The following is a 20,015-nucleotide window of genomic DNA, read 5'->3' on the forward strand; positions in this document are numbered from 1 at the left end:
GGGGAATCATGAAAAAGTTCTGGAAACCGGAGTATCTCGTAGGCCTTGCCGGCTGCGGTATCATTATTTATTTGCTATTCGTAGGGCCATTTATTGGTGTTGCCGATAATGGAGATTTTCTGCGTATGATGAATACCATCGGTCTGAACTACTACGATACTGCTGCATCGTATGCCGATCAGTTTTTCAGCTTTAGCCATTCTCGTTTTGCGTATGAGGATTTGTTTAGGGGATTTTATCCTTCCTCACAGATTTTTATAGTGCTTGTGCCGAGGTTGATCGGCGGGCTCATCCATGGCAGCTTTTTTGATGTCCGTTTGCTGGGTGCAGTTTATGGGCTTCTTTTACTGGCGGCAACTTGGCTGCTGGTGAAGTATAATGCTCGTGGCTCTTATGTTACAGGACTGCTGCTGGGTGCAGCTATCTTATTTGTATTTTATGATATCGGGTATGTGGCCTATTTCAACTCCTTGTTTGGAGAACCGGTGTCGATGGTGTTTATGTTGCTGACATTTGCATTAGGATTAAGATTAACTAGCCAAGAGAAGCCAACCACTAAAGGATTAACTTTGTTTTTTATCGCGATTCTGTTTCTGGTCACCTCCAAAATCCAGAATGCACCGATTGGGATTGCCTTTGCTCTGATTTTCTTGCGGTTTATGATGCTTGACGGAGAGGGCAAATGGAGGAAGCTGGCTTTACGTTTTTCGATTGCCATCTTTCTTGTATCCATCGTTTTGTATGTGGCAGCGCCAAAAGATCTGAAGCATATTAATCTGTATCAAACGGTGTTTTTTGGGATTTTAAACGAATCGCCGGATGTGAAGGGAGACTTGCAGGATCTCGGATTACCGGAGCGGCTGGAGGTACTGGCGGGTACGAATTATTTTCAGACCGATACAGTGATTAAGCAGGATGATCCTTCGCTGGTTCCGGACTTCTATGACCGTGTATCTCATAAAGATGTGTTGTTCTTCTATCTGAAGCATCCGGACCGGTTGATAGATAATATGAAATACGCTGCGAGTAACAGCATGGCGATTCGCCCGTATTATCTAGGAAACTACGAGAAAAGCGAGAATAAACCAGCAGGTGCATTATCCTATACTTACAGTGGATGGAGCCAATTCAAAAATAAACATATTCCGCATACGCTCGGATTTCTCTCCATATTCTATCTGGTGTATTTTGCGGGAGCCTTGTTCCAGTATTTCCGCAGCAGAGATATTCGCGGCAAAATTGCCGGCGAGCTGCTGATGCTGCTAGGGCTAATAGGGATTTTCTCCTTTTTGGTTCCGATTCTGGGAGACGGAAGGGCTGATATTGGCAAGCATTTATTCCTCTTTAATGTGTGCTTCGATATGATGGTCGTGGTCATGTTTGGGTGGATTGTTCACAAGGTAGTGGGATTTGTAAGACGTTAGCTTATGGAACAAATCAAACAGCAAGTTTCCGATTATGGAGACTTGCTGTTTTTATTAAAATGTAAGAATTTATATGTTCCATATTGTAAATTATCCTTATATTTCTCGCTTAAACGCTTACCGTCCTTATAGCCGTCGAAGGCATTTATGCTTGTTCATCCTCAAATAACTCACGCAGCATCCCTTGACGATTGTTCATAAACGCTTTGGTCACGGTATAATGTTCAGTTTCCTCCAAGGCGACGGAACGTATTCCCTCCCCCTCCAAGAGAAAAATTTCAGCACCGGGATAGGACATCAGAATCGGCGAATGGGTAGCAATAATAAATTGTGAATCCTGCCCGACCAGCTCATGCATACGCACCAGCAGAGACATTTGACGTAAGGGGGAAAGCGCTGCTTCAGGCTCGTCGAGGATATAAAGACCGCGGCCGCCGAAACGGTGAACGAATGTAGCTAAAAAAGACTCTCCGTGGGACTGCTCATGCAGAGATTTGCCTCCGTAGGAGTCTTTGATCGGTGGGCCACCGGGTTGTTCATCCAACTCATCAATATAAGAAGCCACATTATAGTAACTCTCCGCACGTAGAAAAAAGCCGTCCTTCGGCCGTCTAACCCCTCTAGCAATTCTAAAATACTCATAAAGATTCGAATGCGAGGAACGAGTGTTAAAAGAAAAGTTTAGCGTTCCACCCTCAGGGTTAAAGCCCCAAGCAGCAGCAATTCCCTCTAACAAGGTTGATTTGCCCGTGCCGTTCTCTCCAACAAGAAAGGTCACTGGTTTTTGAAAAGTCAGGCGATCCAGCGTTCGAACAGCAGGCAGATGAAAAGGATAGGTTTGAAAGGATGGCACCAGATCACGCAGCAGCTCCGCGTGTCGCAAATACAACGTGGTGTTATTCATAGTTCCCCCCTTGTGAATTTCAAAAAATAATCATCTTCGGACAGATTGGACAGAGATGACAAGTTTAGTGCCTCTAGCTAGACCTTTATAGTATAACAGCATCCAGCGAGTGGATGAAATCTTGACGGGGTTCGGGCAAGCCGGGCAAAAGACAGGGTACATCTGCCAATTTAGTTCTAGTAATGACAGATGTCCATGAGGCGAGTGCTGACTCCGCATATAGTTATACTGTCTTGAGAATACAACGGGGCAGGGTGAAGGCCGTGAAAGCAAAAAGGAGAAAACACAAGCGTCCGCGAGATTATCGCGACGGTTATCACGAAGGATATCGTCTCGGCATGTGTGAGGCTGTGCAGCGTCGGAGTACTGTAGAGGTCGAAGCCTGTCGGCCATTTAAGCTAATGTATGTTCCTCAAGGGTTCCATGCAATCGATACTGGGGTAATTGAGGCGCTTCAGCAGCTTGTAAGTGAGCTTGTGATAAGCTCTCCAGAAGCTATGCTGGAGACCGCGGCTCGGGAGATGCCCGGGGCAGTGCTGGTTATGAATGGACTGCATGTTTTTCCGGAAAATCATTTAGAACAGATTACAGAAATCAGAAAGCTGGGCATTCGGACTGCGATCTGGTTTGTGGATGATCCTTATTTTACAGAGGATACTTCAGTGATTTGCCGGCATTATGATCACGTCTTTACGCATGAGCTCGGTTGTGTGGAGTTTTATCAATCCTTTGGGGTTCCATCCGTTCATTATTTACCGCTTTGCGTCAATCCAAAGATGTTCTATCCACGCCGTACGGCACCGCAGTATAAGTACGACATTGTGTTTATTGGCAATGCATTTCATAATCGGACAGCGCTGTTTGATGAACTTGCCCCCTATCTAAAGGATAAGAAGGTGCTGATCGCTGGGGGGTTCTGGGAACGGCTTGCGACTTATGACCAGCTTGCCCCTTTTATTAGCAATGGCTTTATCCCGCCTGAGGAAACTGCGAACTATTACAGTGGCGCAAAGCTAGTCATTAATATTCACCGTCCGTGGGAGGAGGGGCAGGATAACCGGAATAGCTTCCGTTTACCATCACGCTCTATCAATCCGCGTACTTATGAGATCAGTGCCTGCGGTACTATGCAGCTTACGGATGTTCGTGAGGATCTGGGCAATTATTATCGGCCAGGTTATGACTTGGATACTTTTGGCTCTGCTAAGGAATTGCAGGAGAAGATTGAGTACTATCTGAAGCATGAAAAAGAGCGCCGAATTTACGCTTTACGGGGACTACAGACAACCATGCGCAACCATACATTCACTGCGCGTTTGCCTCATTTGCTGAATGTGATTGCTTCAAGTGTATGAAATCTATAACGGGACAAAGGAGCGAGGATGATGATGAACAACAATGAATTTATTATGCCTGCACCACCGCTACCTCTGACACCTCCAGAGGAAGAAAAGCTTCGTGGTCGTCTGAGTGGTTTTAAGGGCGGATATGATGAGGGATATTTACGGGGGCGGCTTGCGATTTTGGATGGTCGGCCAGAAGAAGTATTTCCCGTACGGAATATTCATGTAATGTATGTGGCTTCTGGTAAAGGATATCCCTACTCTCCATTAGACGATGCAGTCCTCTACGCGCTGCAAAAATTAACCGCACAAGTCACGATAACAGATGTACGTCAAAACTTAGTGGAGTTAGCCGCCGCTCAAAGACCGGATCTGGTACTTGTGCTGGACGGTATGGATTTACCGCTTGAGCAGATCTCCGTTCTTCGGGCTAGCGGGATTAAGACAGCCATTTGGCTTACAGATGATCCTTATTACACTGATTTTACAGTTAAAATTGTGGCGCATTACGATTTTGTGTTCACACTTGAGCGTAATTGTATTGATTTTTATAAGGGACTTGGCTGCCCTGAAGTTCATTATCTTCCTTTTGCCGCTCACCGCGAGCATTACCGTCCAACTACAACACGTTCACCATTGAATCGCGAAGTTAGTTTTATTGGCTCTGCCTATTGGAACCGGGTTAATTTCTTCCGTGAGATTCTTCCGGATTTGATGAACTATAACACGGTGATTAATGGCATCTGGTGGGATCGTCTGCCTGAAGCAGCGCTTTATGGAGATCGAATTGAGATCGGCAAATGGATGTCACCACAAGAAACCGCGGTAGCTTACAGCGGATCCAAAATCGTCATCAACCTCCACCGCTCGCACATTGATGAAGTAGTGAACAACAATACGCTTTCGATTCCGGCGGTATCTCCTAATCCGCGTACTTTTGAAATCGCGGCAACGGGTACGCTGCAATTAGTGGATGCCAGAGATGATATGGGATCCTTTTACAAACCTGGTGAAGAAATTGAGACTTTTGCAAGCCCTCAAGAAATGATGGATAAAATCCGTTATTACCTGACTCATGAGGAAGAACGCCGTGCGATAGCCCTGCGCGCTTTTGAACGGACGCTTAAGGATCACACCTACACTAAACGTATACACCAGCTGTTAACAGTAATTTACGGCTAGGTCATATGCCCGAAAATGGAATGGAAATGTGCGCTTACCAGGGGACAGGTGTCGTGCCGGCATCTGTTTTTCCTCGATATACTGTAGAACCGAACCTCAGCTTATGCCTGTGGCCTGATGAAAAGAAGCAACGTCTGGAGCGGGCTTGTATAGCGGAGCGGAAGCGACTGGCTAGATTCGAGAGCAGAGTGGAAGCGAAGGGGCGAAGCTCGGGAGCGAAGTGAATTGACTGACGAGATTCTAGAGCTAAGCGGAAGCGATGTTGCGAGTCACAGGAGCGACTATCTTCTAAGAGAGTTTTACTGCGAAGGATAGAATTTAGCGAAAGTTTGTAAATTTTTTAAGGAGGTGAATGGCTGCTCCAGGCCCCTCGTTAGGGAGCGCCGAAACGCCATGGCTGACAAAGCTACAATCGTCCTCTTTTCACATGTATCCAATACACGCAGTATTACGGGAGCGGAGAAGCTATTGTTGTTTTTCGCTCAGGAGCTTTCTCCGTACTTTAATTGTATTCTCGTTGCACCTCAGGACGGCAAGCTGACTTCTCAGGCTCGAAGCTGTGGAATAAGTGTACAGTTGCTTTCGATTCCTCTTTTATATGGAATGTACACTCCTTATGCAGGGTTGGAGGCAGATGCTCAGAAATTCCAGGAAAGCAGGGAGTATCACGAGTTAACAGACTGGCTGAATTCCCTGCGCCCGGCGTTTGTTATTACAAGTACCTGTGTGCATGCTCTGCCAGCAATGGCTGCAAAGTCACTGGGCATTCCGGTGATATGGAAAATATCAGAGACGATAACAGACAATGAATATACACCTATTAGTGTAGGGCTGATTCATCGGAATAGTGATGAGATATTAGCTATTTCACAAACAGCTGCAGCTTGCTTTCCAGAGGACGTGAGAGCGGAAAAAGTGATCCAGCTGCCTCCCTCTTGGAATGATAAAGAGATGATGATTGAGGCTTGGAGCAAGCTTCGGAGCGAACGGCGGCGGGAATTGCGGGTTAAACCGCATGAACAGCTGGTCGGTTATATTTCTTCTTTTATCAACAAGGAAAAAGGGCTAGAACATTTTGTGAAAATGGCTGTGCTTGTGCACGCGGTTCATCCAAGCTCGAAATTTGTTGTCATTGGGTCTGCTGGTGATAAAAGCTACTATGAGCGTTGTGTCCGCAAGGTGAAGCTTGAGGGACTGTACACCCGGTTTAAATTTGTTGGTTATGCTGAATGCCTTCCATCCGCTTATTGCGCCATGGATGTGCTAGTGGTTCCTAGTCTGATCCGCGAAGGCTTCGGCATGACTGCTCTGGAAGGAATGGCTTTTGGAAAACCCGTGGTCGCTTACGACTCTGGGGGCTTACGAGAAATTCTGCACGCAGCGGGCTGCGGCGAAAATCTCGTGCCAGCATCGGACATTTCCGCGCTGGCAGAAAGAGTCAACGTCTTGCTGGCGCAGCCAGGAATGGCGTTAACTATAGGCAGTCAAGCGCGGGAGCGCGTCGACGCCGTCTATGGTCCGGCGGCTTATCGGAGCCGCCTGCAGGGTCTTGCGGAGATGTGGAACCTCCGCTATTGCAGCGCACCCGCGGTGCGCGAGGCTGACAGCGTGGTGGTGGTGGAACCACCCGCTGTCCAGCCTGACTTACCCGCAGCGTCGCCGGCTTTGCCGCCGCGAAGCAAGGGCCTGCCAAGCCGCGTCGCCCGCAAGCGGCGCGGCAAAGCCCGGACGCGCCGGCGAAGCGGGCGCCCGTTGGTTTTGCGCCGCGTTGCTCGCAAGCGGCGTAAAGGTTCTGCCCGGCGGCGCAGCACCGCCGGGGGCAAGCGCCGCCGGGCCCGCCGCGGTGGACGGCGGCGCGCGGCGTAAATGCCTCGATTGCAGCGAAGTGGCAAGCTGAGTACAAAGAGAGATAAAAATGCTCTTCATTGAGCTCAATCCAGCAACTTGAGCCAAATGAACGGTACATTTCCCGCTAAAAGAGCTCAATCCAGCAACCAGAGCGCAATGAACGGTATAAGTCCCGCAAAATGAGCTCAATCCAGCAACTTGAGCGCAATGAGCGGTAAAAATCCCGCAAAATGAGCTCAATCCAGCAACCTGAGCCAAATGAACGGTATAATTCCCGCTAAATGAGCTCAATCCAGCAACCAGAGCGCAATGAACGGTATAATTCCCGCTAAATGAGCTCAATCCAGCAACCTGAGCCAAATGAACGGTAAAAATCCCGCAAAATGAGCTCAATCCAGCAATCTGAATGCAATGAGCGGTAAAAATCCCGCAAAATGAGCTCAATCCAGCAACTTGAGCGCAATGAGCGGTATAAATCCCGCAAAATGAGCTCAATCCAGCAACCTGAGCTAAATGAACGGTAGATTTCCCGCAAAATGAGCTCAATCCAGCAACTTGAGCGCAATGAACGGTATAAGTCCCGCAAAATGAGCACAATCCAGCAACCTGAGCCAAATGAACGGTAAAAATCCCGCAAAATGAGCTCAATCCAGCAACCTGAGCCAAATGAACGGTATAAATCCCGCAAAAAGAGCTCAATCCAGCAACTTGAGCTAAATGAGCGGTATAAATCCCGCAAAAAGAGCTCAATCCAGCAACTTGAGCTAAATGAACGGTAGATTTCCCGCTAAATGAGCTCAATCCAGCAATCTGAGCCAAATGAACGGTATAAGTCCCGCAAAAAGAGCTCAATCCAGCAACCAGAGCACAGTCCGCTGACTGAGCCAAGTCAGACCATAATTAAACAGGCAGGGGAGTGAACTCATGAAGATCATGACGATTTTAGGCACGAGGCCTGAAATCATTCGCCTCAGTGTAATCATTCCGCTTCTCGACGAACATGCTGAGCGGCACATCCTGGTGCATACAGGCCAGAACTTCACCGCCAGTCTCAGCGGTATTTTCTTTGCTGAGCTGGGACTGCGGGCACCGGATTATGTGCTGCAGGATAAACAAGCAGGACTAGGCGGTCAGCTTGCCGCCATGTTCGGAGGGTTAGAAAGCATTTTACTAAAAGAACAGCCAGATCGTGTCTTGCTTCTGGGCGATACGAACAGCGCGTTATGCGCGATTTTGGCTGAACGTATGGGAATTCCGGTGGTGCATATGGAAGCGGGCAACCGTTGCTATGACCTCCAAGTACCAGAAGAGAAAAACCGCCGTGTCATCGACGCCGTTTCGACCATTAATATGCCTTATACGCAGCAGAGCAAAAGACATCTAATCAGCGAAGGTTTCCCCAGCAGGCGTATCGTGTTAACAGGAAATCCGATCCATGAGGTCATGACCCATTTTGAGCACAAAATCCAGACTAGCGACATTCTGGAGCAGCTGAAGCTTACCTCAGGACAGTATTTTCTAGTCACGGCCCACCGTGCTGAGAATGTAGACGATCCAGAGTCCCTTGTACAAATTATGTCGGGTCTTAACGCAGTGGCTGAGCATTTTGGAATTCGTTTAATATGCAGCATTCATCCTCGCACTCGCTCCAAACTTACCGAGCAATTTTCCCTTCCAATGAACCCACTAGTTGAATTTCATGAACCTTTCGGTTTTTTTGATTTTGTCTATTTGGAACAGCACGCCTTATGTGCCATCACCGACAGCGGGACTGTACAGGAGGAATGCTGCTTGATGAAAGTGCCAACAGTTACGATTCGCAGAACGACGGAACGTCCAGAAACAGTGGATTGTGGCAGCAATGTAGTCTCAGGTGTAGATCAGAAAAGTATTCTTCGCAGCGTCAAGCTGATGACGGCGCTCAATCGGGATTGGGAGGCACCGGAAGGATACATGACTCCGGATGTTTCGGTCAAGGTAGTTAAATTCTTGCTTGGAGGGAACCTGCATGTTCAATAATAAAAGGATTGTGGTCACAGGCGGAACTGGTTCCTGGGGGCATGAACTGATTAGGCAACTTCTGCCACAAAATCCTAAGGAAATCATCGTATTCTCCCGCAGTGAATCCGCTCAAGTGGCGATGAGCCGGGAGTTTGAAGATCAACGTCTCAGCTTTATCATTGGCGATATCCGTGACAAGGATGCTCTGATTGCAGCCTGCCGTGGCGTTGATTACATCTTTCATCTGGCGGCGCTCAAACATGTTCCAGTCTGTGAAGATCAGCCTTATGAAGCACTCAAAACCAATGTAGTGGGAACTCAAAATGTGATCGAAGCTGCCATTGTAAATGGCGTTGAAAAAGCAATTTACATCTCTACCGATAAGGCTGCGAACCCATCCAACTTCTATGGAATGACCAAAGCGATTGGGGAAAAATTGTTCGTTTATGCCAATCTGATTGGCTCAAACACCCGGTTCGTTACTGTACGCGGAGGTAATGTGCTCGGAACGAACGGCAGCGTCGTGCATTTGTTCATGAAGCAGATTAAGGATAAGGGTCAGGTACGCATTACGGATATGAAAATGACCCGCTTCTTTTTTACCCTACGCGATGCTATTACATTATTATTTAAAGCTTCTGAGGTTAGCTTGGGTGGAGAAATCTTCGTCATGACTATGCCTACCTGCCGAATTATAGATCTTGCTGAGGTGCTGATTGAAGCTTCCGGAGAGTCCAATGTGAGTATTGTCGAGACCGGGATTCGTCCGGGGGAGAAAATCCACGAGATTCTGATGAGCGATTTCGAAAGCTTAACTACCGTTGTCTACGATGAACAGTATCTAGTAATTCTCCCTACGCTGAACATGCCGGAATTAAAGGCACATTATAGCGCTTATCCTCATGTCTCTTTCAATAGCTTCAGTTCAGAGACGAATCTGATGGATCGGGAAGAGATCAAAAGCATCTTGATCCGGGGAGGGTTCCTGCAATGAAGCTGCTTATCCTAGGTGGAAACGGTATGGCGGGGCATATGCTGGCGGATTATTTTCGCCGCCAGGGCAAGCATCACGTCTTCCATACAACCCGGGATAAGAGCGATCTTGGCGGGCTGTATGTAGATGCGAACGATATAGCCGGAGTTGAGAAGCTGGTCGATATCGTTTCCCCTCATTGCATTATCAATGCAATGGGGGTTCTCAATCAATTCGCGGAGCGTGACAAAATTGGGGCTTACCACGTGAATGGCTTTCTCCCTCATCACTTGTGGCGAAAGGCGGAGGATGTTCAGGCAAGGCTCATCCATATCAGTACCGACTGCGTGTTCGAAGGAACACGCGGAGGGTACACCGAAGAGGATGCTCCTGATGGAACCTCTGTATATGCAATTTCGAAAAGCCTCGGTGAGGTGCAAAAACCCGGGCATCTTACGATTCGCACTTCCATTATTGGCCCCGAAATCCGCTCAGGCGGTATTGGTCTGATGGATTGGTTCCTGGCGCAGAGTGGTAAAGTTTCAGGATACCGGCGGGTGATGTGGAACGGGGTCACAACGCTCCAATTAGCCAAAGCAGTGGATGTAATGCTGGATTCCTCCGTATCGGGGCTGATCCATTTAGCGCATCCAGAGCCAGTAAGTAAATATGAGCTGCTTCAGCATATTCAGGCGGCTTTTCATAAAGAAAATGTGGAGATCATCCCTGAGGATGAACATATTCAGGATCGTACACTAGTAAATACAAGAGCGGATGTCCTCTTGCCGCTGCCTTCATATCCTTTAATGCTGCAGGAACTGGCTGACTGGATGAAACAGTCAGAGATGTATTTATGACAGGGCAAAGACTTCTGATTACCGGAGCCGGTGGATTCACCGGGCAACATGCGGTTCGATTATTTTCGGCAGGAGGGGCTGAGGTTATCGCTGTATTGCGGCCGCAATCGACAGCTGCCTCCACTCTTTTTCCAGAAGGAGTAAAGATATATGTTTGTGATTTAAGTGACCGGAAAGCAGTAGCTGAGATGATCAAGCAAACTGCGCCGGACGCTGTCCTTCATTTGGCTGGGAAGAACTCCGTACCCGAGTCATGGCTTAATCCCTTGCTTTATATGGAGACAAATGTGATGGCCACCTTATATTTACTAGAGGCAATGCGAAGCTTGCCGAGCAGTCGGATTCTAGTGGCAGGCTCCAGACTTAAGTTCAAACCGGGTGTGGTGGCTGGGCCACCACACCCGTATAGCCTTAGCAAAACAATAGAAGAGCTGGTGTCCCTCGCATGGGGCACCTTATTTAAACAGCCGGTTCTGCTGGCTGAACCGTGTAATCTGATTGGTCCCGGTCCTTCCACCGGCTTCTGCTCATTATTAGCACAGCACATTGTTCGAAGTGAAGTCCAGCCAGATGAGGAAATACCTCCATTTAAGCTCTCTTCTCGTTATGCGCTGCGTGATTTTTTAGATGTTAGAGATGCCGTTAGAGCTTATGACTACATTTTGCGTAAAGGTACAAATGGAACCATCTATCGCATCGATTCGGGGAAGCAGCGGGAACTCGGGGAGATCGCGGAGCAGCTGCTCAGTCATTCTGTAGGACCAGTGCCAATGGACTGGGGACCTGCAGATGCTGAACGGGCTATTTCAGAGATCGCAGCCACAGCGGATAAGAAGGTTCATTCAGAAGCATCAACCCCTGAGGCTGATGTGTCTTCACTGGGCTGGCGCCCGGAGATTGGGCTTAGCCAATCGTTAATGGATATTTTGAATTATTACCGAGTTAACGGGGAGGGGAGGTTGTTATGAGACCGAAGGTTTCGGTAGTGATTCCTTTTTATAATTGTCCTTATATTGAACACGCCCTGCAAAGTGCGCTCTCCCAGTCTTGGGAACCTTACGAGATCATTATTGTCGATGACGGCTCGCACGCTCATAGCAATCTAATTACACCGTATCTCTCCCGAATTCATTATTTGGGCAAAGGCAACGGGGGAACCGCCTCCGCACTGAATCACGGCATTTTGAATGCAACAGGGGACTATGTGGTCTGGCTTAGTTCAGACGATTTATTTTATCGGGATAAGATCAACAATCAGGTTCTGTTCATGGAGCAGAACCACTTGTTAATCTCCTATACCAACTTTAATTATATTAACGCTCAATCGCAGCTGGTTCAGCTGAATGCTGCGCCATTGTTTCCTAGTCACCTGGATTACTTACGTTGTTTTTTACACGGTAATCCTATTAATGGCTGTACGGTGATGTTTAAACGAGAGGTGTTTGGAGCCATAGGGCTTTTTGATGAATCACTTCCTTACACACATGATTATGACTTATGGTTCCGCGCCATTCTGAACGGATATCCACCTGTGATGTTGAATCAATCACTTACAGCTTACCGGACTCATGATGGCATGGGAACGATCAAATATTTTGATGTAATTATGGCAGAGGCAGCTGCGACCAATGCCCGCTACAAGAATTCGCTGCAGCACTTGATTTCTTCTATGGGGGGCTGAAGGTAATGTACCGGGAAATTGAAGTGAATGACTTTCTGCCAGTCTTACTGGAACAGTTGAAATTCTGCGAGAGTATTCTGGATATCGGCAGCGGCACCGGTACCCTGCTTGAACGATATGAAGCCGCAGTAGTGCTTGGATTAGAAATTCACAGGCCGTACCTGCTGCATCGTCAATATAAGTCACCTCATATTATTCCGGTACATGCAGATGCCAGTCATATGGATAAATTGTTCCTCCCCAAAACATTTTCAGCGGTTACCTTTATTGATTCAATAGAGCACTTTAATAAAAATGAAGCGAAGACACTGCTCGGGATGGCCGAAAGAATCGCCAATAACCGAGTAGTTGTATTTACCCCTCGGGGCTTTTTTCCACAGGAGGGTATGGATCATTATCATTTGCAGGGGGAGCATTATCAAAAGCACCGGAGCGGATGGGAGCCGGAGGATTTTATTGCACTGGGGTATGAGGTAACGGTACTGAAAGGCTTCCATCATGCCCAAAACCCATCGTTTCGAGAAGCGTTCGGTGAAGACCATGCACCAGTAGATGCCTTGCTTGCTTGTAAAACAGTATAAAAAGTTGAGCTCCGGGTGAAGGAGGTGAGCGCGTATGAGTGAAGAACCTAAAGTATCGGTGATCATCCCATTTTATAACTGTTCGTATGTGGATCTCGCCATCCAAAGTGTCTTGAATCAAAGCTATCCGAATATAGAACTCATTGTTGTCGACGACGGTTCTACCCTATGGCTGGAGAAGTTGACTCCCTTCCGTGACAGGATCATTTATATACAAAAGGATAATGGCGGGACGGCCTCTGCTTTGAACAAAGGGATAGAAGTGGCTACCGGAACGTATTTTGCCTGGCTCAGTGCAGATGATCAATTTCACCCGGATAAAATCAAAAACCAAATAGAAAAGCTCAAAAGTACGGGCACTTTATTTAACTATACAGCCTATTATTATATAAATGAGCAGGGAGAACGGATCTCAGATACGGTAAGTATGCTTTTTAGCAGCAGGGCCCATTTTATTGAGACTATGATGTTGGGTTGTCCGGTGAATGGGAGTACAGTTCTTCTTCATATGGATATATTTCGTGCTGTAGGAACGTTCGATGAAATGTTGTTATATACTCAAGATTATGATTTATGGCTGCGTATTTTACCGCATTTTAGCTGGTCTTATATTGAGCATCCGCAGCTTGATTATCGAGTGCATCAAGAGATGGGCTCAGTGATTCATAGTGAGGCGCAGAAAAGAGAGATAGAACTGGTACAAGCAAAACATCACGGGGTTCTATCGCATCTGCTGCTAAAGGAGAGAGGGGAATGAAATTAATATTTCCTGTTCTAACTCTATCTAGGGGCGGAGCACAACGGATGCTGGCAGAACTGGCTAATCGTCTGTCAGAGATCGGTCATGAAATTACGATCCTCTTGCCCAGCGATGGTGTCGTTGAATACGAGATAAATTGTGAATTGCGTTATGCGGCAGATGATGATTTGTCGGCCAGCGATTTTCCAGTGGGGGACGTGATTGTCTCCAACTTTTATACCACAGTCGAGGTATCGCAGCAGGCAAGTAATGAGGGAAAAGGGATTCATATTCGCTTAGCACTTTGCTACGAGCCCACTTTTTTACCTGACAATAGCCGTTCTTTTGCATCTTATAGTTTAACCAGCAATCTGCTCGTACTTTCCCGCTGGCAGCAAGAAATCGTCCAGATGAATCATGGCATTAAGGGGACAATCGTGCCCATTGGTGTGAATCCTGTTTTTAGAAACCTGAACATTCGTGAACCTGAAAATAAGCTTGTAGTTTCCGCGGTTATGCGAAAGCCGGAGGGAGGATTCTCAGGTCATCGTGAACAAGATTATTTGCTTGAACAGTTAAATCGGGTCAGAAGACTTCATCCAGAAGTTGAACTTTATTTGATTATTCCTCCTGGTGAATTTGCTGAGTCGACTACACTGCAAACTTTATTAATGGATGAACGATATCATATAAGGACTCCTGCAAATGATACTGAACTTTGTTACCATTATAGTGAGAGTGATATTTTTGTAAGCTCAAGTACGTATGATACGGGATCGCTACCAGGCATCGAGGCTATGCGTTGTGGAGCAGCACTCGTTACTGTTTACTCCGGTGGGAATATGGAATATGGCAGGCATGGCCACAACTGCTTAATGTCCTACCGGTTTGAGAATCGGCTCGCGGATGATATCATAACCTTAATTAAAGACCCGGATTTACGCCAGCGGCTGGCTCGTAAGGGGGAGCAGGATTCACAGCATTTCACTTGGGAAAAAAGCACACAATTGTTTCAGAATGCACTGTTTGAGATCGTAGCGAGGAACTCTTAGTAATATGTCCTTAAAATATAAAAAACCTTCAGTACCACTTGAGAAGTGGCTTGAAGGTTTTTTTGCTTGATTTCGGTTAGAAGATGGCATATGAATTCATCATTTCACGAAAAGACTGCGCATACTTCTCGGTTCCGAAGCGTGAGACCATATATCCTCTTCCTTGCTGGCGGAGACCCTCTCGCAGAGGAATATTGTTCATAAGCTCCAGTCCTTCGTTGACGGCAGTTGGAATATTGCCAAGCGGGTAAAATTTACCCGTGACATTATGAACAATAAAGGATCTGACACCATCGGAATCTGTACTAAGTACTGGACAAGTGCAGCAAATCGCTTCGGCAACAGCATATCCAAATCCTTCTGTAATGGAGGTGGCTAACAGGAATCCACCAGAATTGGCTATCGAGGAATAATAAATCGGCATTACATGATTAGGAATATTGGTAAAAGTACTTAGACGATCATTCAGCCCTAAGGCGTGTAGCTCCTCCTGAAAGGATTGTTTTTGATCCTCTGCGGCTAAATTAGGATCATGGAACATCCACAAATGAAGATCTGGTTTATAAAGGCGAATTTCATGGGCGATTCTCAAGTATTCCCGCCAATTTTTATTGCTCTCTAGCCGGCCTACCCAAGCGATAACCGGATTAGCCGGAGGTTCAGCAGGGATATGCTGAAAGGACTGGACATCAACAATATTCGGAATTACATAACGATGCAGCCAGGGACAGATTTCAATAAACAGCTCCAACAAATGATCGGTTGGCGGGATTAGTACCGCATTACAATAAGAACGTAAATAAGGGACAGCATCTCTGATCAGAGTTTCCGCATGACTGCGTTTTCCAAGGCCTTGAGATTCGTATATCATAATACCGCGGTAACCGAGTTCACGCAGACGTTTCAGTAATAAATAATCTGATGTAACAATAATAGCATCGTAATTATGGGTATCCAGCAAATTTTTAATTTCTTCATCTGAAGATGAGACAAATACCGGAAAATTGGTCGTATTCTGGCCTGAACCCGGCATTAGATATAAAACATGGCATTCGATCCCACTTCGCTGGAGACTTTCACATCGCAGCTTATTTAATGTCTCCACCCCGCCACTCGGTACATAAAACGTAAATAGAACTTTCATGCACAAGCCTCCTGACTTTTGCGGAGCAATACCGACTTGTTGAGATATGGCTTACTGTTTATAAGATACGCCGATCTGCACTCGCGGGTGACGGTCAAAGTGGCATAGTTCCAAATCCTTTCAGGATAGCTTGTTCTTCAGAAGGTCATCCTAACGATCGTACACTGCACACATACAACATTAGAGATGGAGGATGAATTCATGTTGCGATCCAAGATCAGTATGTCAGTCTCAGCTGCATTGCTTCTCGGCTTGGTGAGTATTACAGGGTGTGGAACCAATACGGCAGAAAAATCTAATGTGCAAACCAATAGTGTCCGGGGAGTAAATGATGGGCGTATTGGTGTAAATTCCGTACGCGGTGGCACGCATAACATCACTAAGATGGAAGTTAGTCAGGAGCTTGCAGACCGGATTGCTGCTATGCCTGAAGTCCGTTCAGCGAATGTAATGCTTGCAGGAAATAGCGCGTATGTAGCAGTAACTTTAAATGATGCAACTGCTGGCCTGCGTGCCAAAGGGACTCCATCGTATCGGGCAAAATCTTCAACCACTCCTCACAATTATGGACCGACTGGCGTAATGTCTGGTACAGGAAGAGTGAAAATTGGCCGTGATGGAATGAATGATACTGGAGCCGTAACAAATGGTATGAACGGAGCCTTAAGAGGTACTGTAAATACAGTTCCTGGTACAACAAGTACTGGACCGGCAACCAGAAATGGAATCAATGGTATGGGTAATTTGGGAGCGGGTATGTTGGGTACAGGTACAGGTACTATGGGAACAGGTACGACAAGAAACCATACTTATAATAATGGTCCTCTGCTGAACAGCGATGGCTCGAAACATGATGTAGATATGGGGATGGGAAAAGGTATGGGAACTGGAATGGGCATGGGCATGCGCAGTACCACTCCTAGTACCCATGACACGAATTACAGAAGTAATTCGACGCATATGTACAACACCAATAGCACGAATAACTCAAATAACACAAATAACACCATAAATACAAGAGAAACAGAAACAGTTACCAAAGCAATTAAAGATAAAATTGCTGCAGAAGTTAAAAAACATGATGCGAGAATTAAGGATGTATACGTATCAGCAAATCCTGACTTCGTGGAACGCGCTAATGTTTATGCTGAAGAGGCTCGTGCTGGTCATCCGATAAAAGGATTTGTGGATGAATTCCGTACCATGGTTGAACGAATTTTTCCAACACGTAATTATTAATGATTATTGTGATCTAAATAAAAAAGCAACAATCTCACCATCTGGAGAGAATTGTTGCTTTTTTGTTTGGAGCTAATTTTATGAAGTGGTGATTGGACGTCCGCCGATCCATACGCCGCAAATATTAAATTCAGCATCAAGGCGCAGGATATCGCCGCGTTTTCCAGCCTCCAAGGAACCAATGCTACGCTCCATTCCAATGGACGCCGCTGGCGTAAGGCTTGCAGCACGGGAGGCTTCTTCCAAGCTGAGTCCTACCTCTTGGATCAGATAACGGAAGCCGCGAATCATCGTTAGTGTGCTTCCAGCTAGAGCAGCAGGATTATCTTTAAGGGTGGCGATGCCATCTTGAACGAGTACAGGTAAATCACCAATTGTATATTCACCATCACTAAGTCCAGTTGCAGACATGGCATCAGTAATCAGTAATAAATTGTTCTCTTTCTTGAGACGGGTCAATATAGAAATGGCTGCGGGATGAACATGAATCCCGTCGGCTATAATCTCTGCGCGAATGCGTTTATCGAACAAAATAGCTCCAGCCGCTCCAGGTTTACGGTGATGTAGGGGTGTCATCGCATTGAACATATGCACAGCTTGGTTAAGTCCAGCATCTGCTGCGGCAATAACCTCTTCAAAGGAAGCATCCGTATGCCCGAGCGCTGCAGTTATACCGTGCTTGCGCAGCCAGAGAATAGCTTCGAGGGCACCTTCACGTTCCGGAGCAAGCGTGACTTGCCGGATCATTCCTGGATAATCGTTCTCCCATTGTGCTAGCCACTCAATATTGGCAGGAACAATATGCTCTGGATTTTGTGCGCCGGACCATTTCGGGCTGATGAAGGGTCCTTCCAGATGCATGCCTGCAATTTGTGTGTAAGGCATTTCAGCAGCACGATAAGCGCTGACTTCGGAGAATACTTGGTCAATAGCAGACTTGGAAGCGGTCATGGTTGTAGCCAGCATTGTTGTTGTTCCTTGGGAACTATGGAACTTAGTGATGGCATTCAGCGATTCAGTATCACTGTACATAAAATCGTGGCCAGCTCCACCATGAACATGTACATCTACAAATCCGGGGATCAGAAGATCCGTTGCTTGACCACTGGCAGGCCAATGAGCGTAACGCTCTGGGAGCCAAGCCGCATCGCCAGCATAGTGGATCTGCTCTCCAGATACGGCAATCACACCATGCTCAATTAAACCTTGGGGAGTCAGTACCTTACCGAACAGCAACTGTTCTAGTTCTTTATTTATTTCAGCCATTTGCCTGCTCCTTCATCTACGAGAACGATTACATTTGGATGGCTCTGCAGCAAGGATGCAGGGCATTGGGTTGTAATCGGGCCTTCAACAGCATTGCGGATGGCTTCAGCTTTGCTGGCACCACGAACTAATAAGAGAATTTGGCGTGCTTTTAGGATGCCTCCAATGCCCATTGTGATCGCTTGCCGAGGTACCTCGTCCAAACTGTCGAAGAATCTGGCATTCGCTTCCCGGGTATCATCAAGCAGGTCAACGACATGGGTTTTGCTGCTGAGGTTAGCATCGGGTTCGTTGAATCCAATGTGGCCGTTGCTGCCAATACCGAGAATCTGCAAGTCAACGGGTCCGTTTTCTTCCAGCATTTTATCGTATGCAAGGCATTCTGCTTCCATATCCGCTGCGTTTCCGTTAGGGATATGTGTCTGTCCTGGATCAATATCTATATGGTTAAATAATTGCTCGTTCATGAAACTGCGATAGCTCTGTGGATGGTCGACAGGCAAGCCGATATACTCATCCAGATTAAAGGAAGTTGCTTTAGAGAAACTCACAAGTCCTTTTTGGTGCATTTCAACCAATTTGGCATAAACACCAACTGGGGAGCTTCCAGTCGCAAGACCGAGCACGGCTTTAGGATTGCTTTGCAGTAGGCTGGCGATAAGATTCGCACCCGTTTGTACGAAATCTTCATCACTATGGAACTTTAGAATATTCATTAGGATTGTCCTCCTCGTTTGTTTCGGTATTGTTGGACATTGAGATAAGATTGCTCCAGTCTAGGAATAAAATCCCCAAAACGGGTGCTGACCATTCCAGTGAACAAAATATCAATGATGTGAAGCTGAGCTATGCGTGAGGCCATGTCTCCCCGGCGCATACCTTTCTCCAAAGATGAGGAGAATAGGGGGATATCCGCCAGAGTAGCCAAGGTGCTGCTGCCATAAGAGGTTAGTGCGATAGTGCTTGCTCCGCTAGCCTTCGCACACATCAAGGCATCAATGGTCTCGGGAGTCTCTCCCGAATAGGATACTGCGAACACGACATCACCTTCGGAGAGTGATGAAGCAGAGGTAATCTGCATATGGGAATCAGCAAAAGCAGTGCAATTTACGCCAATGCGGATCAGCTTCTGATAGAAATCCTGAGCAACAATGGAAGAGGTCGCCATCCCGTATAGATCAACGCGGCGTGCTTGGCACAATAAATTAACTGCTGCCTGCAGTCGCTCCAGATCTAACAGGGAAGTAGTGTCCCTGATGGAGGTCAGATGGTTCGTCTGCATCGCTTCCACAATCACGGAGAGTGGGTTGCCTGCTACAATATCTTGATAAGAAGAGCCACCATCCTGCGGCGCGACATCACTATGAGCAATTTCTGCTGCCAGCTTCACCTTGAAGTCGGGGAAGCCTTTAAAATGAAGCACCTTACAGAAACGGGTGATCGTTGCCGGGCTTATTCCGCATTGTTCTGCTAATTCTGTAATGCCCATATGAACGATTTCGCCTGGTGAGGAGAGAATTCGTTCAGCCAGCTTTCGTTCCATTTGAGAGAGCTTGGCCTTCTCATGCTCGAGTGCATGCAGTATTGGGGACATCCATTCATCCACCTCGTTTCAATGGGGTATTGAAATTATTTTTATAATTATTAACTAAATGTAGAAAATTATTTTCATACTTAGGATAAAACAAATTCCATTCGGAAGCAAGGGATAAAAATGAATACTTGAGGGGAATATGCAAAAATAAAAAACGGCCTACTCGCAGAAGGCTGCAAAGTGGACC

Annotated in this window: 19 protein-coding genes; 14 read left to right on the forward strand and 5 right to left on the reverse strand. The window is 46.7% G+C overall.

The window, feature by feature from the left end:
• Window positions 1-8 precede the first annotated feature (8 nt).
• The gene (gene wsfD / locus MHH49_RS15145; RefSeq protein WP_076103701.1) at window positions 9-1,424 is read left to right on the forward strand and encodes a glycan biosynthesis hexose transferase WsfD; all 1,416 of its coding nucleotides are present in this window, start codon (window positions 9-11) and stop codon (window positions 1,422-1,424) included.
• Between the two features lie 145 nt (window positions 1,425-1,569).
• Here the strand turns inward: wsfD and MHH49_RS15150 are convergent, their stop codons facing one another.
• On the reverse strand, window positions 1,570-2,328 hold the full coding sequence (locus MHH49_RS15150) for an AAA family ATPase (RefSeq protein WP_076274297.1): 759 nt from the start codon (window positions 2,326-2,328) through the stop codon (window positions 1,570-1,572).
• Window positions 2,329-2,582: 254 nt separating this feature from the next.
• Between MHH49_RS15150 and MHH49_RS15155 the strand changes: the two genes are divergently transcribed.
• The 12 genes from MHH49_RS15155 to MHH49_RS15210 all read left to right on the forward strand — a co-directional run bounded on the left by MHH49_RS15155 (window position 2,583) and on the right by MHH49_RS15210 (window position 14,585).
• Window positions 2,583-3,683, forward strand: a complete 1,101-nt coding sequence (locus MHH49_RS15155) for a CgeB family protein (protein ID WP_341138225.1) — start codon at window positions 2,583-2,585, stop codon at window positions 3,681-3,683.
• A gap of 54 nt (window positions 3,684-3,737) precedes the next feature.
• Window positions 3,738-4,853 carry a CgeB family protein gene (locus MHH49_RS15160; protein WP_036679773.1) on the forward strand — a complete coding sequence of 372 codons (1,116 nt, stop codon included), beginning with the start codon at window positions 3,738-3,740 and terminating at the stop codon, window positions 4,851-4,853.
• 53 nt (window positions 4,854-4,906) lie between these two features.
• Window positions 4,907-5,077 carry a hypothetical protein gene (locus MHH49_RS15165; RefSeq protein WP_155288192.1) on the forward strand — a complete coding sequence of 57 codons (171 nt, stop codon included), beginning with the start codon at window positions 4,907-4,909 and terminating at the stop codon, window positions 5,075-5,077.
• A 169-nt stretch (window positions 5,078-5,246) separates the two neighbouring features.
• Entirely contained in the window at window positions 5,247-6,719 is a 1,473-nt protein-coding gene (locus tag MHH49_RS15170; RefSeq protein WP_341138226.1) for a glycosyltransferase, read from the forward strand.
• A gap of 906 nt (window positions 6,720-7,625) precedes the next feature.
• Entirely contained in the window at window positions 7,626-8,720 is a 1,095-nt protein-coding gene (gene wecB, locus MHH49_RS15175) for a non-hydrolyzing UDP-N-acetylglucosamine 2-epimerase (RefSeq protein WP_076103696.1), read from the forward strand.
• Complete coding sequence (locus MHH49_RS15180; RefSeq protein ID WP_036679704.1) at window positions 8,710-9,696, forward strand: polysaccharide biosynthesis protein; 987 nt, start codon at window positions 8,710-8,712, stop codon at window positions 9,694-9,696. The genes wecB and MHH49_RS15180 overlap by 11 nt, the downstream gene beginning before the upstream one ends.
• On the forward strand, window positions 9,693-10,532 hold the full coding sequence (locus MHH49_RS15185) for a dTDP-4-dehydrorhamnose reductase family protein (RefSeq protein ID WP_076103694.1): 840 nt from the start codon (window positions 9,693-9,695) through the stop codon (window positions 10,530-10,532). Before MHH49_RS15180 ends, MHH49_RS15185 begins: the two co-directional genes overlap by 4 nt.
• Window positions 10,529-11,500, forward strand: a complete 972-nt coding sequence (locus MHH49_RS15190; protein ID WP_036679701.1) for an NAD-dependent epimerase/dehydratase family protein — start codon at window positions 10,529-10,531, stop codon at window positions 11,498-11,500. Before MHH49_RS15185 ends, MHH49_RS15190 begins: the two co-directional genes overlap by 4 nt.
• Entirely contained in the window at window positions 11,497-12,213 is a 717-nt protein-coding gene (locus MHH49_RS15195) for a glycosyltransferase (RefSeq protein WP_036679699.1), read from the forward strand. Before MHH49_RS15190 ends, MHH49_RS15195 begins: the two co-directional genes overlap by 4 nt.
• Window positions 12,214-12,218: 5 nt before the next feature.
• A complete protein-coding gene (locus MHH49_RS15200) occupies window positions 12,219-12,794 on the forward strand; it encodes a class I SAM-dependent methyltransferase (RefSeq protein WP_036679697.1) in 576 nt (191 codons plus the stop codon).
• 34 nt (window positions 12,795-12,828) lie between these two features.
• Window positions 12,829-13,551 (forward strand): glycosyltransferase family 2 protein, encoded by a 723-nt coding sequence (locus tag MHH49_RS15205; RefSeq protein WP_036679696.1) that lies wholly within the window; start codon window positions 12,829-12,831, stop codon window positions 13,549-13,551.
• Window positions 13,548-14,585: a glycosyltransferase family 4 protein gene (locus MHH49_RS15210; RefSeq protein ID WP_036679694.1), complete on the forward strand. Its 1,038-nt coding sequence runs from the start codon at window positions 13,548-13,550 to the stop codon at window positions 14,583-14,585. Before MHH49_RS15205 ends, MHH49_RS15210 begins: the two co-directional genes overlap by 4 nt.
• A gap of 76 nt (window positions 14,586-14,661) precedes the next feature.
• On the opposite strand, the gene MHH49_RS15215 is transcribed toward MHH49_RS15210, so the two are convergent.
• On the reverse strand, window positions 14,662-15,729 hold the full coding sequence (locus MHH49_RS15215) for a glycosyltransferase family 4 protein (RefSeq protein WP_036679693.1): 1,068 nt from the start codon (window positions 15,727-15,729) through the stop codon (window positions 14,662-14,664).
• A gap of 201 nt (window positions 15,730-15,930) precedes the next feature.
• Here MHH49_RS15215 and MHH49_RS15220 point away from each other — a divergent pair, with 201 nt between their 5' ends.
• A complete protein-coding gene (locus tag MHH49_RS15220; protein WP_176462659.1) occupies window positions 15,931-16,968 on the forward strand; it encodes a YhcN/YlaJ family sporulation lipoprotein in 1,038 nt (345 codons plus the stop codon).
• A 78-nt stretch (window positions 16,969-17,046) separates the two neighbouring features.
• Here the strand turns inward: MHH49_RS15220 and nagA are convergent, their stop codons facing one another.
• From nagA to MHH49_RS15235, 3 genes are read right to left on the reverse strand one after another with little or no spacing between them, the layout of a single operon-like run.
• Window positions 17,047-18,234, reverse strand: coding sequence for an N-acetylglucosamine-6-phosphate deacetylase (nagA, locus tag MHH49_RS15225; RefSeq protein ID WP_036679691.1), 1,188 nt, complete (start codon window positions 18,232-18,234; stop codon window positions 17,047-17,049).
• The gene (gene nagB, locus MHH49_RS15230) at window positions 18,222-18,950 is read right to left on the reverse strand and encodes a glucosamine-6-phosphate deaminase (RefSeq protein WP_094903289.1); all 729 of its coding nucleotides are present in this window, start codon (window positions 18,948-18,950) and stop codon (window positions 18,222-18,224) included. The genes nagA and nagB overlap by 13 nt, the downstream gene beginning before the upstream one ends.
• Window positions 18,950-19,828, reverse strand: a complete 879-nt coding sequence (locus MHH49_RS15235; protein ID WP_094903287.1) for a MurR/RpiR family transcriptional regulator — start codon at window positions 19,826-19,828, stop codon at window positions 18,950-18,952. Before MHH49_RS15235 ends, nagB begins: the two co-directional genes overlap by 1 nt.
• Window positions 19,829-20,015: the final 187 nt, after the last annotated feature.

The organism is Paenibacillus sp. FSL F4-0122, assembly GCF_038002845.1.
GTDB classification, from domain to species: Bacteria; Bacillota; Bacilli; order Paenibacillales; family Paenibacillaceae; genus Paenibacillus_AQ; species Paenibacillus_AQ odorifer.

What these genes read in the sequence shown, in the direction of transcription:
- wsfD (WP_076103701.1), top strand. Translation starts at nt 9, where the DNA reads ATGAAAAAGTTCTGGAAACCGGAGTATCTCGTAGGCCTTGCCGGCTGC.
- MHH49_RS15150 (WP_076274297.1), bottom strand. Translation starts at nt 2,328, where the DNA reads ATGAATAACACCACGTTGTATTTGCGACACGCGGAGCTGCTGCGTGAT.
- MHH49_RS15160 (WP_036679773.1), top strand. Translation starts at nt 3,738, where the DNA reads ATGCCTGCACCACCGCTACCTCTGACACCTCCAGAGGAAGAAAAGCTT.
- MHH49_RS15170 (WP_341138226.1), top strand. Translation starts at nt 5,247, where the DNA reads ATGGCTGACAAAGCTACAATCGTCCTCTTTTCACATGTATCCAATACA.
- wecB (WP_076103696.1), top strand. Translation starts at nt 7,626, where the DNA reads ATGAAGATCATGACGATTTTAGGCACGAGGCCTGAAATCATTCGCCTC.
- MHH49_RS15180 (WP_036679704.1), top strand. Translation starts at nt 8,710, where the DNA reads ATGTTCAATAATAAAAGGATTGTGGTCACAGGCGGAACTGGTTCCTGG.
- MHH49_RS15185 (WP_076103694.1), top strand. Translation starts at nt 9,693, where the DNA reads ATGAAGCTGCTTATCCTAGGTGGAAACGGTATGGCGGGGCATATGCTG.
- MHH49_RS15190 (WP_036679701.1), top strand. Translation starts at nt 10,529, where the DNA reads ATGACAGGGCAAAGACTTCTGATTACCGGAGCCGGTGGATTCACCGGG.
- MHH49_RS15195 (WP_036679699.1), top strand. Translation starts at nt 11,497, where the DNA reads ATGAGACCGAAGGTTTCGGTAGTGATTCCTTTTTATAATTGTCCTTAT.
- MHH49_RS15200 (WP_036679697.1), top strand. Translation starts at nt 12,219, where the DNA reads ATGTACCGGGAAATTGAAGTGAATGACTTTCTGCCAGTCTTACTGGAA.
- MHH49_RS15205 (WP_036679696.1), top strand. Translation starts at nt 12,829, where the DNA reads ATGAGTGAAGAACCTAAAGTATCGGTGATCATCCCATTTTATAACTGT.
- MHH49_RS15210 (WP_036679694.1), top strand. Translation starts at nt 13,548, where the DNA reads ATGAAATTAATATTTCCTGTTCTAACTCTATCTAGGGGCGGAGCACAA.
- MHH49_RS15215 (WP_036679693.1), bottom strand. Translation starts at nt 15,729, where the DNA reads ATGAAAGTTCTATTTACGTTTTATGTACCGAGTGGCGGGGTGGAGACA.
- MHH49_RS15220 (WP_176462659.1), top strand. Translation starts at nt 15,931, where the DNA reads ATGTTGCGATCCAAGATCAGTATGTCAGTCTCAGCTGCATTGCTTCTC.
- nagA (WP_036679691.1), bottom strand. Translation starts at nt 18,234, where the DNA reads ATGGCTGAAATAAATAAAGAACTAGAACAGTTGCTGTTCGGTAAGGTA.
- nagB (WP_094903289.1), bottom strand. Translation starts at nt 18,950, where the DNA reads ATGAATATTCTAAAGTTCCATAGTGATGAAGATTTCGTACAAACGGGT.
- MHH49_RS15235 (WP_094903287.1), bottom strand. Translation starts at nt 19,828, where the DNA reads ATGTCCCCAATACTGCATGCACTCGAGCATGAGAAGGCCAAGCTCTCT.